This window comes from Alloyangia pacifica (assembly GCF_003111685.1).
GTDB lineage: Bacteria > Pseudomonadota > Alphaproteobacteria > Rhodobacterales > Rhodobacteraceae > Salipiger > Salipiger pacificus_A.
Map to the genome: position 1 here is coordinate 77,752 of NZ_CP022195.1, position 15,763 is coordinate 93,514.

At 64.3% G+C, this 15,763-nt stretch carries 19 protein-coding genes and 1 pseudogene; 6 read left to right on the forward strand and 14 right to left on the reverse strand.

Translation table 11 applies throughout. From position 1 onward, the window contains the following. Positions 1 to 34: 34 nt before the first annotated feature. From CEW88_RS24185 to CEW88_RS24200, 4 genes are all read right to left on the reverse strand, one after another. Positions 35 to 529: a hypothetical protein gene (locus tag CEW88_RS24185; RefSeq protein ID WP_193989116.1), complete on the reverse strand. Its 495-nt coding sequence runs from the start codon at positions 527 to 529 to the stop codon at positions 35 to 37. Positions 530 to 673: 144 nt separating this feature from the next. After that, positions 674 to 1,507 carry a transglutaminase-like domain-containing protein gene (locus CEW88_RS24190; protein ID WP_108970949.1) on the reverse strand — a complete coding sequence of 278 codons (834 nt, stop codon included), beginning with the start codon at positions 1,505 to 1,507 and terminating at the stop codon, positions 674 to 676. A gap of 105 nt (positions 1,508 to 1,612) precedes the next feature. Next, complete coding sequence (locus CEW88_RS24195; protein WP_108970987.1) at positions 1,613 to 1,978, reverse strand: hypothetical protein; 366 nt, start codon at positions 1,976 to 1,978, stop codon at positions 1,613 to 1,615. A gap of 140 nt (positions 1,979 to 2,118) precedes the next feature. Next, the gene (locus tag CEW88_RS24200; protein WP_108970950.1) at positions 2,119 to 2,859 is read right to left on the reverse strand and encodes a Crp/Fnr family transcriptional regulator; all 741 of its coding nucleotides are present in this window, start codon (positions 2,857 to 2,859) and stop codon (positions 2,119 to 2,121) included. A gap of 148 nt (positions 2,860 to 3,007) precedes the next feature. Between CEW88_RS24200 and CEW88_RS24205 the strand changes: the two genes are divergently transcribed. Beyond that, positions 3,008 to 3,256, forward strand: coding sequence for a hypothetical protein (locus CEW88_RS24205; protein ID WP_108970951.1), 249 nt, complete (start codon positions 3,008 to 3,010; stop codon positions 3,254 to 3,256). A 491-nt stretch (positions 3,257 to 3,747) separates the two neighbouring features. Here CEW88_RS24205 and CEW88_RS24215 read toward each other — a convergent pair. The 9 genes and pseudogenes from CEW88_RS24215 to CEW88_RS24255 all read right to left on the reverse strand — a co-directional run bounded on the left by CEW88_RS24215 (position 3,748) and on the right by CEW88_RS24255 (position 10,754). Then, positions 3,748 to 5,324: pseudogene (locus tag CEW88_RS24215) on the reverse strand (arylsulfatase). A gap of 191 nt (positions 5,325 to 5,515) precedes the next feature. Next, positions 5,516 to 5,875 carry a response regulator transcription factor gene (locus CEW88_RS24220; RefSeq protein WP_108970952.1) on the reverse strand — a complete coding sequence of 120 codons (360 nt, stop codon included), beginning with the start codon at positions 5,873 to 5,875 and terminating at the stop codon, positions 5,516 to 5,518. Between the two features lie 54 nt (positions 5,876 to 5,929). Beyond that, complete coding sequence (locus tag CEW88_RS24225) at positions 5,930 to 6,538, reverse strand: response regulator transcription factor (protein ID WP_254694609.1); 609 nt, start codon at positions 6,536 to 6,538, stop codon at positions 5,930 to 5,932. A gap of 17 nt (positions 6,539 to 6,555) precedes the next feature. Further along, positions 6,556 to 6,999 (reverse strand): sensor histidine kinase, encoded by a 444-nt coding sequence (locus CEW88_RS24230; protein WP_108970954.1) that lies wholly within the window; start codon positions 6,997 to 6,999, stop codon positions 6,556 to 6,558. Beyond that, positions 6,987 to 7,490, reverse strand: a complete 504-nt coding sequence (locus CEW88_RS24235; protein WP_108970955.1) for a histidine kinase dimerization/phospho-acceptor domain-containing protein — start codon at positions 7,488 to 7,490, stop codon at positions 6,987 to 6,989. Before CEW88_RS24235 ends, CEW88_RS24230 begins: the two co-directional genes overlap by 13 nt. An 18-nt stretch (positions 7,491 to 7,508) precedes the next feature. Next, positions 7,509 to 8,054: a hypothetical protein gene (locus CEW88_RS24240; RefSeq protein WP_108970956.1), complete on the reverse strand. Its 546-nt coding sequence runs from the start codon at positions 8,052 to 8,054 to the stop codon at positions 7,509 to 7,511. Between the two features lie 385 nt (positions 8,055 to 8,439). Beyond that, entirely contained in the window at positions 8,440 to 9,768 is a 1,329-nt protein-coding gene (locus CEW88_RS24245) for an aspartate aminotransferase family protein (protein ID WP_108970957.1), read from the reverse strand. Further along, on the reverse strand, positions 9,765 to 10,523 hold the full coding sequence (locus CEW88_RS24250; RefSeq protein ID WP_108970958.1) for a 3-keto-5-aminohexanoate cleavage protein: 759 nt from the start codon (positions 10,521 to 10,523) through the stop codon (positions 9,765 to 9,767). The genes CEW88_RS24245 and CEW88_RS24250 overlap by 4 nt, the downstream gene beginning before the upstream one ends. 3 nt (positions 10,524 to 10,526) lie before the next feature. Then, positions 10,527 to 10,754 (reverse strand): glycine cleavage T C-terminal barrel domain-containing protein, encoded by a 228-nt coding sequence (locus tag CEW88_RS24255; RefSeq protein ID WP_108970959.1) that lies wholly within the window; start codon positions 10,752 to 10,754, stop codon positions 10,527 to 10,529. A gap of 138 nt (positions 10,755 to 10,892) precedes the next feature. On the opposite strand from CEW88_RS24255, the gene CEW88_RS24260 reads away from it, so the two are divergent. Then, on the forward strand, positions 10,893 to 11,780 hold the full coding sequence (locus tag CEW88_RS24260; protein WP_108970960.1) for a MurR/RpiR family transcriptional regulator: 888 nt from the start codon (positions 10,893 to 10,895) through the stop codon (positions 11,778 to 11,780). A 392-nt stretch (positions 11,781 to 12,172) separates the two neighbouring features. Here the strand turns inward: CEW88_RS24260 and CEW88_RS24265 are convergent, their stop codons facing one another. Continuing rightward, positions 12,173 to 13,111, reverse strand: coding sequence for an IS5 family transposase (locus tag CEW88_RS24265; RefSeq protein WP_108970961.1), 939 nt, complete (start codon positions 13,109 to 13,111; stop codon positions 12,173 to 12,175). A 279-nt stretch (positions 13,112 to 13,390) separates the two neighbouring features. Here CEW88_RS24265 and CEW88_RS24700 point away from each other — a divergent pair, with 279 nt between their 5' ends. The 4 genes from CEW88_RS24700 to CEW88_RS24280 are packed head-to-tail and all read left to right on the forward strand — an operon-like array spanning position 13,391 to position 15,738. After that, positions 13,391 to 13,555: a hypothetical protein gene (locus CEW88_RS24700; protein WP_159099744.1), complete on the forward strand. Its 165-nt coding sequence runs from the start codon at positions 13,391 to 13,393 to the stop codon at positions 13,553 to 13,555. 1 nt (position 13,556) lies between these two features. Continuing rightward, positions 13,557 to 14,066, forward strand: a complete 510-nt coding sequence (locus CEW88_RS24270) for a hypothetical protein (protein ID WP_108970962.1) — start codon at positions 13,557 to 13,559, stop codon at positions 14,064 to 14,066. Then, positions 14,063 to 14,989, forward strand: coding sequence for a dihydrodipicolinate synthase family protein (locus tag CEW88_RS24275; RefSeq protein ID WP_108970963.1), 927 nt, complete (start codon positions 14,063 to 14,065; stop codon positions 14,987 to 14,989). The genes CEW88_RS24270 and CEW88_RS24275 overlap by 4 nt, the downstream gene beginning before the upstream one ends. After that, entirely contained in the window at positions 14,989 to 15,738 is a 750-nt protein-coding gene (locus tag CEW88_RS24280; RefSeq protein WP_108970964.1) for an SDR family oxidoreductase, read from the forward strand. Before CEW88_RS24275 ends, CEW88_RS24280 begins: the two co-directional genes overlap by 1 nt. Positions 15,739 to 15,763 lie beyond the last annotated feature (25 nt).

Consider the following 15,763-nt stretch of genomic DNA (forward strand, 5'->3'; position numbering starts at 1 on the left):
GCCCGCCCCCAGAACCGGCGCGTATCGAGATGCATCATTCACCGATGCCCGGCCGAGAAGACCCCGAAAAGGGGAACACGTCGGGCTTGCTGCCCGCGCCTCTGGCAGGAGGGTGGGCACCTTGGGCACGATGCAAGGGACTGCCGCTTGTGGGTGATCTTGTGGCATAATAGTGGCGCAGCTCTCGCTCGCTGACGCCGTCCGCCAGCATAACCATCCGAATGAGCGGATCCGCCAGCATCTTCTCGAGGAAAGTGTCTCTCAGCTCCGTTTCCCCCATCCTGTCGGTCGCCATGGCCTGCTCCAGCTCGCCAAGCGGGACGGTCAGGGTGCGTGCGAGGCCCGGGTGAGCGATCTGGGGGTGCAGATGGACGAGAACCGACGCGGCAAGGCTTTCGTCGGCTCTCACGGTACCTATGCTCAGCAATTCGCTCTCGATGAGGTACTCGCCAGCTGGCAGTGTTTCATCAAAGCTCTCGAGCTCAAAGGGTTTGTGAAAGACGACGATGGTGGGGATCGGAGTGGTCATGTCTGGTCTCCCGGCAAAACTCTTGGTCGTAAGGCTGTGGGCGGAATAGCGAAGCGTCTCCGCTGATCTGGCGCAGCCACCAGTGGATCCTTGCGTGTCAGGCCAAAGAGAGCGTCAGGCACCTCCATGAAGCTGGAAAAGGCGTCACTCCACAGTTTCTGGATTGCCGGCCAGCTCTGCCTCCTCGGTCCAGACCTGGAAGCCGGTGAGCGTGTTCGGCCCAAACGTCTGTGTCAGCGGAACGTCCGCCGCGTCTCGACCCCGGGCAATAAGAATTCGCGCGGTCCGACGCGTGTTGTTTCGCGGATCGAAGACCCACCAGCGCCCGTCGAGGAACACTTCCATCCAGGCCGCGAAATCGCCCGGGGGGTGCGGCTCCGGCTCACCAATGTCGCTCAGGTAGCCCGTGCAGTATCGGGCGGGGATGTTCATGCACCGGCAGAAGGTGATCGCGAGATGCGCAAAGTCGCGGCACACGCCATGCCGGGCGGACAGGGCCTGTGACGCCGTGCGCGTCGCATCGGCCTTCATGTAATCGAATCTGATCGTCTGGTGGACGTGGTCACAGATGGCTTGGACTCGCGCCCAGCCCGGGGGGGTGCCTTCGAAAAGCTGCCACGCCTGCTCGGATAGGATGTCGGTATCGCAGTAGCGGCTTCCCAGCAGGAACACGAGCGTCTCGAACGGCAGGTCTTCGACATTGTGCTGGCGTGCCCCCGGAAACGTCGGATCGGGCTGCCCGGTATCGCGAAAGATGCCGCTGCTGGACAAGGTGAACTCCCCGGCCGGGGCAAGCATCCGGGTACACCAGTTGCCGAAGCCGTCGCGATAGCTTTCGAGCGAGACGCTGGGGGAGGTGACAAGATAGTCCGCCTGCTCAAGATCGCCGAAGCGTGAGTAGTGGACGTTCAGCATCGCGATCAATGGTGTCGGCTGCACGAAGGTATATTGCAGGCGGCAGCCTATTTTAACTCGCATTTGGATCTCCTTGGCGCCGCATGGGCGCTGATGGTTAGCGGCGAAACTGGCCAGCGCAGGAACGTTGAGAAAGCGCGCCTCGGGACTGCGGGGGCGGGATGCGGATCAGAGGGCAAGCGCGCTCAGACAAGCCTTGGCGATGTCCGCATCCGGCTTCTCGGCGCCGGGGACCGTCGCCCAACCCGCCGACATTGTCGCCCAACCCGCCGACATTACGGCGTCTTTTTGTTTGTAGGTGCTGGCCGCGCGGATCGTTTCCATCTTCGCGCTGCGCTCGGGGTCACTCTGCGCCAAGTCAAGACAAACCGGGACCATTGCCGCAATGACGCTGTCATGGCTTGCGGTCTGCGCGCGTGTCGCGGCGCCTCCTGCGGTTTGCCAGCCGCCCCAAGAGAACCCAAGGACGGCAAGGGCGACAGCCCCGATGGCGGCGCCATAAACGCCCGGTTTGAGCCAAGAGACGGTTTTCATTTTATTGTCCTCCAAGGAAGTGACCATGCACGTCCCGCCATTCTTGGAGAGGATGCCACGCTGGTCATACGGCAGTGGGATCGCGCACGCGCTTACACATGTTAGCGGCCGCCCGCACGCCAACGCGACCGCGCGCCGGATCATGCCCCCGGCAGCAACGGTCCCTCTTGGTCCAGATAGGTCGGATCAAAATCCGCGAGCGTCACGAGCCCGTTGTAATCCTGGAACGACACGTGGCCGTCCCGGAACGTGACCAGCCCCCTTTCCCGCAACTGCCGCAGCACGCGGTTCACATGGATGGCGCTCAGACCCAGCGCGTCCGCCAGGTGGTACTGTGTCAAAGGGCAGTCATAGCCGCCTCGGCCGCCCAGCCCGACCAGCGACAAACGGGATGCGAGTTCCAGAAGAAAATGCGCCATGCGCGCCGCAGCATCGCGTCGACCGATGCCGACGAGATGCTCGACCACCATGGCCTCGTCCCGAGAGGCGGCCCAGAAGATCGCGGTTGCAAGACGCGGCATCTGAGTCAGGACGTTCAGAAGATCCTCGGACAGCACCTCGATCGCCTCGATGTCGGTGATCGGCTCGAAGCTGTGGTCGGAGGTGCGCAGAAGGACGCTGCGCAGTCCAAGAAAATCTCCGGGGATCTGGACATCGACGATCTGCCGCGTGCCGTCTGCTTGGATCTTGTACGAGCAGGCCCATCCGGAGGCGAGAACGTAGGCCGCTTGCCGCGATTGCCCCTGATAGACAAGGTCTCGCCCGGCTGAGAAGGATCTGCGGCGCTCGTGAAGGCGCTCGAGCACCGCCATCTCGCTGTCGTTGAAAACAGCGAAGGCCGAGAGTTTGCGGGCGAGAGGGCTGTCTGTTGCGGAAGTCATTGGGCCCTCATGGAATTCGGAATTTCGCGGCTCCCAAAAAATCTAAATGACTGCTTCAGGTTAGCGCACCATAGCAGGGTTCCGGCCAAAGTGCAGACGACAAACGGAGAGCCGTTTCTTCCCGCTTCACGAAGGAGAGAAGATCAAGATGCGCAACGATGTCGAATACCTCGGTGTTGCCGCGGTCTCCATTTGCGAGGCGCTCCTGCTTGCCCTGAGCGAAAACGAGGTCCTTCCCGACGGCGAGATTATCGGACTCTTGAAGGATGCCGCCGCAACACATGAAAACGCGGCAAGGGCATCCCACCAGCCAGCAACCATCGAGATGCACCGCGAGGTCGCGGCCATCATCAACGGCATCATCGCTGGCCGCGCGGCGGCGACACAAGAGCGCTGATTTTCTGAACCAGAAAGTTTGAGGGAACCAGAAAGCCTGGCGATGCCGCGTAGCTCCATCGGTCTGGCGGGCCGAGCTACGGCTCCTGCTGCTGTGCCGCAGCTGGGCTGCGAGCCCTATCTCGACGTTCAAGAAGGCGGCATCGGAGGGATTTTCGCATGCGCAGCATCAGACAAACCCATCACGCGATGCGCAGACCCCACTTTGACTTTCCGCGGGGCCGACGTCGCAAGCCACAGCATCAATAGCGAAATCGAGATGGCGTTTTCAGCGCACCGCCCGGGCCATTCTGCTCCAGTCCTGTGCCATGTCGACAATCAGCCAACCGCGCCCTTCGCCTTCGTCCAGCCCGCGGTCCAGTTTCCCGACGTGGCGGTCGCGGGTCATAGGCGAACTCCCGGTCCGCGCCGGTGTGATGCACCAGCATGCTGAAGGACGGCCCCGCGTTCATCCCGCAGGGCCGACATTTTCTTGTTATCGCCCGCCAGCGCTCACTGCGTGCCGACCGGTTGCGCGAGTTTCTCCATCACCTTGTCGAGGCTGAAGGATGCCGCTTCCTGACGTGGCGGGTATTCCTTGAAGCTCTCGAGGAAGTTGGCCACGTAGGTCTGCGCTGGCACGAACATGTAGGCACGGTCGAGCATCCAGTCGTAGAAGGTATTCGACGTCCGGTAGCCCCGCTCATAGGGATCGCGGCGCAGGTTGAAAACGAGCGGCGTGCGCAGCGGCGTCAGCGGCTCGATCCAGGCGCGGAACGTGGCCCAGGCCTTTTGCTCGAGGAAAGTGATCTGCCAGTCGGCATAGCGCAGCGCCATCAGGTCGACATCATCGGAGAAATAGAAGATCTCCTTGCGCGGGCTCTCTTCGGTTTCGCCGGTCAGCAGCGGCAGGATGTTGTAGCCGTCGAGATGGACCTTGTAGTCACGACCACCGCCCACTTCGGCGACAGTGATGCCTTCCAGCAGGTCGTCCTTGATCGTCTCGTTCCCGGCAGCGGCAAGGAAGGTCGGCGGCCAGTCCATGCGATGGACGATCTCGTTGACCACTTCGTCCTCAGGGATATGCCCCGGCCAGCGCACCATCGCAGGCACGCGCCACGCGCCTTCCCAGTTGGTGTTCTTTTCGCCCCAGAACGGCGTCATCCCGGCATCGGGCCAGGTGTTCATATGCGGGCCGTTGTCGGTGGAATAGAAGACGATGGTGTTGTCCGCGATCCCGAGCTCGTCCAGCTTGTCGAGGAAAACGCCGATATCGGCGTCATGCTCGATCATGCCTGCGGTGTATTCGTCGACCTGTTTGCCGACGATCTCGTTGGCTCTTGCGCGGTTCTCTTCGCTGACATGCGTGCGGAAGTGCATACGGGTGCCACTCCACCAGACGAACCAAGGCGTGCCCTGCTCGTTGGCGCGTTCGATGAAATCGATCGCCGCAGCGGTGGTCTCGTCATCCACGGTTTCCATGCGCCTCTTCGTCAACGGTCCAGTGTCCTCGATTTCGCCGTCAGCGTAGGAATGTATGACGCCACGTGGACCGAAGGCTTCCCGGAAGGTTTGGCCGTCAGCGGTCATCATATCAGCCGGATAGTCCTCGTTCTCGGACTCTTCCTCGGCGTTGAGGTGATAAAGGTTGCCAAAGAACTCATCGAATCCGTGGTTGGTCGGCAGGTGCTCGTCGCGGTCGCCGAGGTGGTTCTTGCCGAACTGGCCGGTCGCGTAGCCCTCGGCCTTGAGCAGGCCCGCGATGGTCGGATCTTCGACCTGCATGCCTTCCTGCGCGCCGGGCAGGCCGATCTTTGACAAACCTGTGCGGAACACCGACTGGCCCATGATAAAGGAGGAACGGCCGGCTGTGCAGGATTGCTCACCGTAGTAGTCGGTGAACATCATGCCCTCCTTCGCGATCCGGTCGATGTTGGGCGTCTCGTAGCCCATCAGCCCCTCGTGTAGGCCGAGATATTGGATTGGCCCACATCATCGCCCCAGATCACCAGAATGTTCGGCTTCGCGGCGGTTGCCGTGTCCTGTGCCGCGAGTGGGCCGCCCGATACCGCGACTGCGGCCACGGCCATCAGAAATAGATGCGCTTTGTGTCTTGGTGACATGACTGTCTCCCTGTCAGCGTAATTCGCTCGGTACAGCGCAGGTCCAAGGGCAAAGGTCGATTCCGCGGCATTGGCCTTCACCGCAGGGGAAGCTTGGGTGCCGTTGCGTCGTCCGTATAGTTGGACTAAGTACCTACACCGCGCTCGCAGGGGCGGAGTCAGCTGTCGAGCAGCGCCGCAAGATCGCTCCGCGGGATCGGCTTGGTGATGTAGCAGGCCGCCCCTGCTTCCAAGCACGCCTCCCGCGCGCCCGCGACATCTCGGCCCGTCATCACGGCGATACGCAGGTCAGGCGCCTCCGCCGCGAGCGCCGAAATGAGCTCGGCACCGCCGATCCCGGGCAGATGCAGATCGAGCAGAAGGACGGCGGATGATCTGGGCAACGCGCTGGCGAGCAGCGCCTCTCCGCTCTCGAAGGCGTAGACGGAAAACGCGAGGGATCGGACCGCACGTGACAGCGCGCGGCTGACGGCCGCGTCATCTTCAACGATCAGGACAATTCTGGGTTTCGGCTCCATGCGGGAAATCTAGACAGCCCCGCCTCGCAGGCATAGTTGGCCTCTGTACCTACATCACGGCCCGTCGATCCGCTTCGTGATACTGGCGCGCACGAGGTCGGCTATGCTGCGCAGGCCCATTTTCTTCATGACCCGTGCCCGGTGGACCTTCACCGTCTTCTCGGCAAGGCCGAGGTCATGTGCGATTTGCTTGTTGAAATTGCCTTCCACCACGGCCGCAAGCACCTCGGCCTCGCGGGGCGTCAGGTTCCGAAGGCGCTCCTCGTATCGTGCAGCATCGCGCGTGATGGCCAGCGACTCTTCCACCCGCGCCTCGGCGGCCGCGAGCGTCGCCAAGAGCTTTTGCGAGTGAACCGGCTTGGTGAGAAAGTCGAAAGCCCCCTCCTTCATCGCCTTGACCCCCATGCCGATGTCGCCGCGGCCCGTAAGGAACACGACCGGGCAGTTCGGCGCGATCGCCGCGATCTTTTGCTGCAGGTCAAAGCCGTTCAGCTTCGGAAGGTACATGTCGAGGATTGCGCACCCTGGCAGAGCCGGATCGAAGTTGCCCAGGAAGGTCTCGGCATCTGAATTCAGGCGGGCATCGAACCCCGCGCGCGACACCAGCCGTTTCAGGGCGCGACGTACGCGGTCGTCGTCGTCCACGATGTGAACGTGGAACACTCCTGACAATTCCCCACTCATGGCGCTGGAAGGGCAAGCTCGACACGTGCCCCCTCGCTGGTGCTGCTGGCAACGCGCAGCGTGCCGCCATGCCTCTCCGCGATGCTCTGGCTGATCGAAAGACCGAGCCCCATGCCCTGTGCCTTGGAGGTCGCGAAGGGCTTGAAGGGACTGTCGCGCAACCCCTCCGGCAACCCGGGGCCGGTGTCGGACACCGACAGCACACGCCGGTCGCCATCGCCAAGTCCGGTGGCGATCGTCAGCCTGCGCGTGTCTTCATCCGCCATCGCATCCGCTGCGTTGATCACGAGATTGAGCAGCACCTGCTGCAATTGCCGGACATCCGCGTTCACGGTGAGCGGGTCGCGGGAGAGCCGCAGCTGCACGGCCACCCCGCGCGCCAGCATCTCGCTCGAGACGAGGCGCATGGTCGATCGTACCATCTCGTTCAGGTCGGCCATCTCGGCCCCCCGCCGCCATTGCACATGAGCCGCCGCAGGTTGGTGATGATGTCCGCCGCGCGCCTGTCGTCCTCGGCAATGTCGCGCAGCACCTCGCCGACTTCGACGATGTCGGGCGGATCCTGCGCAAGCATCGCTGACCCCGCCTCGGCATTCGCGAGGATCGACGTCAGCCGCTGGTTCAACTCGTGGGCAATGGCGCCCGACAGTTCCCCGAGCTGCGCTATGCGCGACAGTCTCGCCATCTCCATCCGCCGTCGGCCAAGTTCCTCGGCGGCCCGTCGACGGCGGCGATTCATGACGACCAACGCGGCAATCGTGCTCGACTGAAGGGCGATGATGACAATGGCCGCGGCGATCTGTACCCGGTACCGCTCCCAGGGACCAGGGGCGTAAAAGAGCAACTGGCTGTCCGCCGGGCGCCTTTCGGCATCGAGGCCGTAGCGCTTGAGCTGTCGCCAATCGAGCACGGACGTCACCGGCACGGTCACGCTTGGCTCCACCTTGGACTAATGATTGAGAACCTTCAAAGCCTGCTGAGCCATCACGGCGCCCGTAGCCTCGAAGGAGGAAAAGCTGCCGCCGACGACGCCTCGGCCGATGTTGGAACTGTAGACGCCATAGCTCGGGGCGCCCGAGACCTCGGCAATCGTCGCGACGACATCGGCCGGCACGAAGCGGCGCCCGTCGGCATCCTCGAAGATCGTAAGAATGATCAGGATATCCGATGCGTCGAGCCCCGCCGCCCGGTCCCGGAACTCCTGCAGGGAAAGACCGGAGACGAATAGGACCTCCATGTCGCGGACATCCGACATCATGTCTTCCGCAATAGACTTCCACCGCTCATCGAAGACTGCCGATCCGGTGAAGATAAAGGCCCGTTTCGCTTCCGGCTGCAGGTGCCGCGCCAGGTCAAAAGTGCCGCGCATGTCGAAGGACGAAAGCACTCCATAGAACCCGGCGACACCGGAATACTGCGATTGGGGCGCGGCCTGAACGCCGCCATAGATCACCGGCGCCTCCGAGCCGGTCCTCGTTTGGAATTCGATTGCCACGGGCAGCGCTTCTGGTCCGACCGTCACGATGGCGTCGAGGGTTTGATCGGTGTATTTCGTGACGAGGGCGTCGACGAAACGGTGTTCTGCGGCAGCGCCGGGAAATCTCTGCGCATCGCGATACTCGCCATATATCTCGTATCTCGCCCACAGGCTGACAATTTACCTGCCCCAGGACCCGCCGGCGCTCAATCTCCTGCTTCGCGTCGGCTGAAATGACTCGGCGGCAATGAAGCTGGCAATCGCGCCGACGATGCCGCGCTGCGACGGGCAATTGACGGTGAGCCAGGATATGCGAACGGCTGCGGCCACCCGCGGCAGGCTGCCGCGCGCATCGGAGGTCGCAGGGCCCTCCCCTTCCCGAGGGAAGGGAGGCGGTTCCGGGTCAGAGGCCGGCCATCACCGTGTCGACCGCGCGGGAGAGGCGAACAATCATTTCGTCAAGCTCGGCCTCGGTGGCGATGAAGGGCGGCGCCAGAAGCACGTGGTCGCCATGCCGGCCGTCGCGGGTACCGGGCATCGGGTAGCAGATCAGCCCTTCGGCAAAGGCAGCCTTCTTCAGCTTTCCGGCAATGCCCAGCTTGGGATCGAAAGGTTCTTTCGTGCTGCGGTCGGCCACGAATTCCAGCCCGCGGAACAGGCCACGTCCACGGATATCGCCGACATGGGCATGCTGCCCGAACCGTGCCTCCAGGGCGGACTGCAGGTAGGCGCCGCGCGCCTGCACCTGCGCCGGAAGATCGTTCTCGAGCATCTCCTGCACCACCGCGAGGCCTGCTGCCGCGGCGACCGGGTGGCCGAGGTAGGTATGCCCATGCTGGAAAAACCCGGTGCCATTGGCGATCGTCTCGTAGATCTGCTTCGAGCAGAGCATCGCGCCGATCGGCTGGTAGCCTGCGCCGAGACCCTTGGCGATGCAGAGGATATCGGGAGCAATGCCCTCCGCATCGCAGGCAAAGAGATGCCCGGTCCGCCCCATGCCGCACATGACTTCGTCGAGGATCAAGAGCACACCATAGGTGTCGCAGATCTCGCGCACGCGGCGGAAGTAGCCCGGCACCGAGGGAACCGCCCCCAGCGTTGCGCCAACCACCGGCTCGGCGATGAAGGCCATCACGCTGTCGGTCCCGAGGCGCAGGATCTCGGCCTCGAGCTCATCGGCAACACGCAGCCCATAGGCCTCGAGGCTCTCGCCCTCGGGACGTTCGGCATAGTCGTAGCAGGGCGCGATATGGCTCATCTCGACCAGCAGCGGGGCGAACTGCTGCCGCCGCCAGGCGTTGCCGCCCGCCGAAAGCGCGCCGATGGTGTTGCCGTGGTAACTCTGACGGCGGGCAATCAGATGCCGACGCTGCGGCTCGCCGCGCTCGACATGGTATTGCCGGGCGAGCTTGATCGCGCTTTCCACCGCCTCGGAACCACCCGAGACGAAATAGACCCGATCAAGGTCGCCCGGCGCATTGGCGATCAGCAGATCGGCCAGCGCTTCGGCGGGTTCGGACGTCAGGAAGCCAGTGTGCGCGAAAGCGAGTTTCTCGACCTGCGCCTTGATCGCGTCCCGCACGCGCTGGTTGGAATGGCCGAGACAGGAGACCGCCGCGCCGCCCGAGCCATCGAAATAGCGTTTGCCCTCGGCGTCGATCAGGTAGCAGCCCTCGCCGCCCACCGCGGTGGGCAGGTCGGAATGGCAGTGGCGGGGAAATACATGGCTCATGAAAGCTGCCTTTCGAGCAGGGAGCGGAGCGCGGCGACCGAGGCCGCATTGTCGGGATGTGGGCGATTGCAGTGGTCGGTGAGGCTGTTCTCGAAGCCGACGCGCAAGGCACCGCCCTGCTTTGCCGCCTCGAGAAGACAGGCGTGCTCCTGCGGGCCAAATGCGCAGACCATCCAGTTCCGGGCTTCTGGCATCGCATCGCGGAACGGATGAAGGTTCCCAGGGAATGACACCTGTCCGGCGGCATAGCGGCCCAGCACAAAGAGCACCGCCCTCTGATCTTGCCTGACGATGCCCCGCGCCCGCCAATCCTGGAGCAGCGCAATGTCCTCGGTATCGTAGAGGATGTGCTGCACCTCGGTGCCCTGTTCATCGCAGATGCCATAGACACGCGGCGCGAGCTCCGGCTCGCGCGCGATCTCGCGCACCGAGATGGAGGCCCAGCCGGGCCTGACCTGGGACAGGCACTGAAGCTGCGCGGGCACATCGAAAACCCCCGCCGCCTCGGTTGTGATCTGCACGCGCAGGTCAGGCACACGGTCCGAGATTGCCGCCAAGGTTTCGGCATACCGGCCAGCGTCGAGCGAATGCAGGCCGTCGTCGTCGCGCACATGCAGGTGCAGCGCATCTGCGCCCGCGGCGCGGCAGGACGCCGCCGTTGCGACAATCTGCTCGGTGGTGACCGGCAGGGCAGGATGATCCGCCCTGCCCCGCCGCGCGCCATTGGGTGCGACCATGATGTAGGGGCGTGTCATGCCTCAGACCTTCATCCGGTTGCCTTCGGGATCGAAGAGCGGGCCTTCAACCGCGGTGGCATCGTAGAGGGTCCGCGCGATGTCGACCTGGACCCGCGTTCCATCAGCCACTGCATGATACGCGTGCCCCAATGCGACCGGTTTGCCGATCCGGAAGCCAAAAGTGCAGGACGACGTGTGCCCGGCAATCTTGCCCAAGGGCGCGGCGTGGGAGGGAAAAGGGTCGGCCATGGTTTCTTTCCGCAGGAGGAACGGCCCGGGAGCCGTTTGCGTCTGGTTTGCGTCACCCCAACACTTGCCAACAAAACGAAAACGGTCAATGGCTATAGAAAATAACGTTTGTACCACTCAAGCCTGAGATTTACAGCCATGGACCCGACGCTCAAAAACCGGACGATCGCCGCACTGCGAGCGCAGATCCCGGTCCTGCCGCGTGGCCTCCGAACGGGCGCGAAATATGTCATCGATCATCCCTCGGACTTCGGCCTCGACTCGATCCGCGAGACCGCGAAGAAGGCCGGTGTCAGCACCTACACGCTCGTACGCCTTGCAGAGCGGCTTGGGTTCGGCGGCTATGATGAGATGCGGGAACCGTTCCGCCAGGCCTTGGTGTCCGCCGCGGTTGTGGCCGAACGCCCCGCCTGGGTTGACGGTTTACGGGACGGGGGCGCACTGGGAGCCGTCCAGGCCGAGGCCGCGATGAACGAGATGGCCATCGTGCAGCGCAGCCTCGAGCGGCAGAAGCTTGACCAGATGTCGCGCGTCGTCGACATGCTCATGGAGGCGCCGAGCGTCTATCTCACGGCGGTGCGCGCCAGCTACTCGCTGGCGTATTTTCTTCACTACGTCGGCCGGATGGCCCTGCCCTCGCTACAGCTCATCCCGCGCCACATGAACAGCGCCATCGACGAATTGCACACTGCCGAGGCCGGTGATGTGATGATCGCCATCACCTTCACCCCGTATTCGCGCGAGACCATCGAAGCTTGTGCCTTTGCGCAGAGCAAGGGCATGAAACTCATCATGATTTCCGACAGCGAGATCGTCTCACCGGAATTCAGCGCTGACGAGACCCTGCTCGTCTCGGTCCTGTCGACCTATCATTTCGGCTGCTACGCGGGTGCCATGGCGCTGATCGAAACGCTGATCGCGATGCTGGTGGCCCGCGGAGGAGACGAGGCCCAAGCCCGGATCTCCTCTTACGAAGAGTTGCGCAACAAGAGCCAAGTGTATTGGTCCGCAACGAAAAACCGCTAGTTTCGCAGTGTTCCAATCAGAGTATGCGTGCTGAATCCGTTATTTCTTATGCTTGCACCAAAAATGGGCGCCAGACCTGAGAAGGCCGGGCGCAGCCCCTGTATCGCGGCATCGAGCGCGCGCGAGCGAACCGGATCTAAGTCCTTAGCGACGTGGTGCAAGGCCGGAGCGCGCCGCGAAGGATCTGAACGCACGGGACATATTCGCGCCTGTGTTGGATCGGGTCGCGGCGGTTGCGGCGCGACTATGTCGCGGGTTGCCGTAGGCGTTTCCAGATTTTGTTATATCAAGTGAAATATTTATTTCAAAGCTGGCATCCGATTTCTTGCATATTGATCGGCGTTGTTGCAGAACGGCGTCCTGAGGCGTGGGGGGCCCTTTCCCCGTCAGGTTCAGGTCACGCGGACGATCTCGGCTGTGCCGAGGGCGTTGAAGCGGTTCATGAGGGCGACGCGGATGTGGATTTCGGCAGTCTGGCGGTCGGGGTCTCTGGCGGCGATGCGCTCGCCGAAGGCCTTCAGGCATCGCATCCTGGCCTCGGCGCGGCTGCGGATATGGTATCCGGTCCACCGCTTCCAGAACGCCCTGCTATAGTGACGTGTGGCGCGCAGGGTTTCGTTGCGCGCCCGGGAAGCTGGGCAGTCGCCTTTCCATGGCCGACCGTTCTTGCGGATCGGGATGATCGCAGTGCCACCGTGTGCGATGATGGCGCTATGGCAGCGGCGGGTGTCGTAGGCGCCGTCTGCGGTCACGGTGCCGATGTCTTCGTCGTCCGGGATCTGGTCCAGCAGGTCTGGCAGGACGGGGCTGTCGCCTTCCCGGCTGGGGGTAAACTCGACCGCGCGGATGTCGGAAGTGGCGGTGTCCATGGCCAGATGGACCTTGCGCCATTGGCGACGGCCTTGCAAACCGTGCTTCCGGGCCTGCCATTCGCCATCGCCGAGGAACTTGATGCCGGTGCTGTCCACCAGCAGGTTCAGCGGCCCGCCGGCACGGCGATAGGGGATCTGCACCTTAAGAGTCTTCTGCCGGCGGCACAGCGTGGAGAAGTCTGGAACGGGCCAGTCCAGCCCGGCGAGGCGCAGGAGGCTTGCGACCATCCCGGCAGTCTGCCTGAGCGGCAGCTTCAATAGCACCTTGATCGACAGGCAGAACTGGATCGCCGCATCCGAGAAGACTGGCGGGCGTCCGGGGCGGCCCTCATGCGGCGCGTGCCAAGCCATCTCCTTGTCCAGCCAGATCAGCAGAGACCCGCGCTTCGTCAGCGCAGCGTTGTAGGCGGACCAGTTCGTCGTGCGGTAGCGGGCGGGCTTGGGCTCGGGCTTGCTCATGACGCCCGTCTAACCGCTTGGATTCGTGATGTGAATCTTTCACGATGAGATTTCTGCAACAACGCCATATTGATCCCTGGAATCCCGCATCTTCGTATCGGGAAGCAGGCGTGCTCCTCCAGCGAGATCACCAGCATTATACGGCGCTTTTCGGCGTCGGGTGCCTGCAGGGAAAACTCCGCACGCACTTCCATCTTGATGTATTACGCGGAATATCTATACCTGAGCCCACGGATCGGATCGTCAGTAAATCGCCCCTCACCTCCCGGCTGAGTCACCATGTCCCTTCTTTCGGTATTGAAGCTCACCACACAGGTCCGCACGCCGCAGGGCTGGCGCACCGAGCTGGCGGGCGCCCCCGCCGGAATCGAGAGTGACGCCGCCATCGCCGCGCTCGACCTCGACGACTACGCATTTGCAAAGACCAGAGCCGGACATGCCTGACATGGACCTTCTCCTTCGCAGCACGATCGTCACGCCCGCGGCAACGCTGGAAAACGGCTGGATCGCGGTCTCCGGCGGGCGCATCGCCGCGGTCGGACAGGGCCCGGACGCTCCCGCCGCCGCACGGACCATCGACCACGGCAACGCGCTGATCCTGCCCGGGGTGGTCGACGGCCAGACCCATGCCACCAGCGCCAAGGGCATGGCCGGCATCGCCGAGACCACCCGCGGCGCGCTGGCCGGCGGGGTGACCACGCTTGTGGACATGCCCTACGACAACCCGCTGCCGCTCGACCGCCCCGAACGGCTGGCCGAGACCCGCGCCGCCGGGCGCGACGGGCTGAAATGGTCCCCCTTCCACGGCGACAGCTTCAGCCTGCGCGTCGTCGCCACCTACCTGCGCGGCGCCCCGGTCTGGGACGGCGCGGAAATCCTCAACACCTCCGGCAGCGGCCGCTACGTGGCGCGTGGCGCCACCGGCTGGTTCGCCGATCAAGGACACGACCAATGACCCTGCTCACCTCTGACGCCAAGGGCGTCTACGTCATCTCCGTCACCCCCTTCACCGATCAGGGCGAGATCGATTGGGACAGCCTCGACCGGGTGACCGATTTCTACTTCGACAAGGGCGCCGACGGGCTCACCATCCTTGGCATGATGGGCGAGGCGCCGAAGCTCACCCAGGCCGAGAGCCGCGCCGTGGCCGAGCGGGTGATCAAGCGCGCCGCCGGCAAGCCGGTGGTGGTCGGCGTCTCGGCCCCCGGGCTCGCCGCCATCGGCGAGCTGGGCAAGGCGGTCATGGACATGGGCGCCGCCGGCTGCATGGTGACCACCCCCGGAAGCCTGAAGACCGACCAGCAGATCCACGGCTATTTCGGCCAGGTCGCCCGCACGCTCGGGGACGATGTGCCGCTCGTGCTGCAGGACTTCCCGCTGGCGACCGGCGTGCAGATCTCCGACGAGGTGCTGGGCCGGATCATCGACGACGTCCCGCAGGTGGTCATGCTCAAGCACGAGGACTGGCCGGGCCTTGCCAAGATCAGCAAGCTGCGCCGCGCCGAGGCCGAGGGCCGGCGCCGGATCTCGATCCTCTGCGGCAACGGCGGGGTCTTCCTGCCCGAGGAAATGGCGCGCGGTGCCGATGGCGCGATGACCGGTTTCGGATTTCCCGAGATGCTGGCAGAGGTTGTACAACGCGCCGCGGCGGGAGATATGGACCGGGCGCAGGACGTCTTCGACGCCTACCTGCCGCTGGTGCGCTACGAACAGCAGCCGGGCGCCGGGCTGGCGGTGCGCAAATACGTGCTGGCAAAACGCGGGGCCATCGGCTCGGCGGCGCTGCGCGCCCCGGGCGCGGGGCTTGCCCCCGAGGCCATCGCCGAGGTCGAGCGTCTGCTGGCCCGGCAAGAAAAACGACTGAAGGAGCTGAACTGATGGATCTGGGACTGAAGGGCAAGACGGCGCTGGTGCTCGGCGCGAGCCGCGGGCTTGGCGCGGCAAGCGCCACGCTTCTGGCCGCCGAGGGCGCGCATGTGATCGCCGCCTCGCGCAGCGGCGAGGCCCCGGCCGAGGGCATGGAAGGGCTGGCGCTCGATCTCGCCGATGCCGCCAGCGTCGAGGCGCTGATCGCCCGGCTCGCCGAGCAGCCGGTCGACATACTGGTGAACAACTGCGGCGGCCCCGCCGCCGGGCCCGCCAAGGGCCAGAGCAGCGCCGCTTGGGCTGCGGCCTTCGAGACCATGGCCGCGCCGATCTTCGCCATCACCGACGCCGCCCTGCCCGGCATGATCGCCAAGGGCTGGGGCCGCGTCGTCACCATCGGCTCCTCGGGCATCGTCCAGCCCATTCCGAACCTCGCACTGTCGAACGGCGTGCGCGGCGCGGTGGCGGGCTGGTCCAAGACCCTCGCCGAGGAGGTCGCGCCGCATGGCGTGACGGTGAACATGGTGCTGCCGGGCCGCATCGCGACCGACCGGCTGGCGCAGCTCGATGGGATCAAGGCCGACAAGTCCGGCGCCTCGCTCGAGGCGGTGCAGGAGGCCAGCCGCAAGACCATCCCCGCCGGCCGCTACGGCGCACCGGAGGAGTTTGGCGCCATGGTTACCTTCCTCTGCTCGCAGCAGGCGGGCTATGTCACCGGCTCGATGATCCGCGTCGATGGCGGGATGATCCGGGGGCTCTGATGACGAGGCTGACAGCGCCGGACCG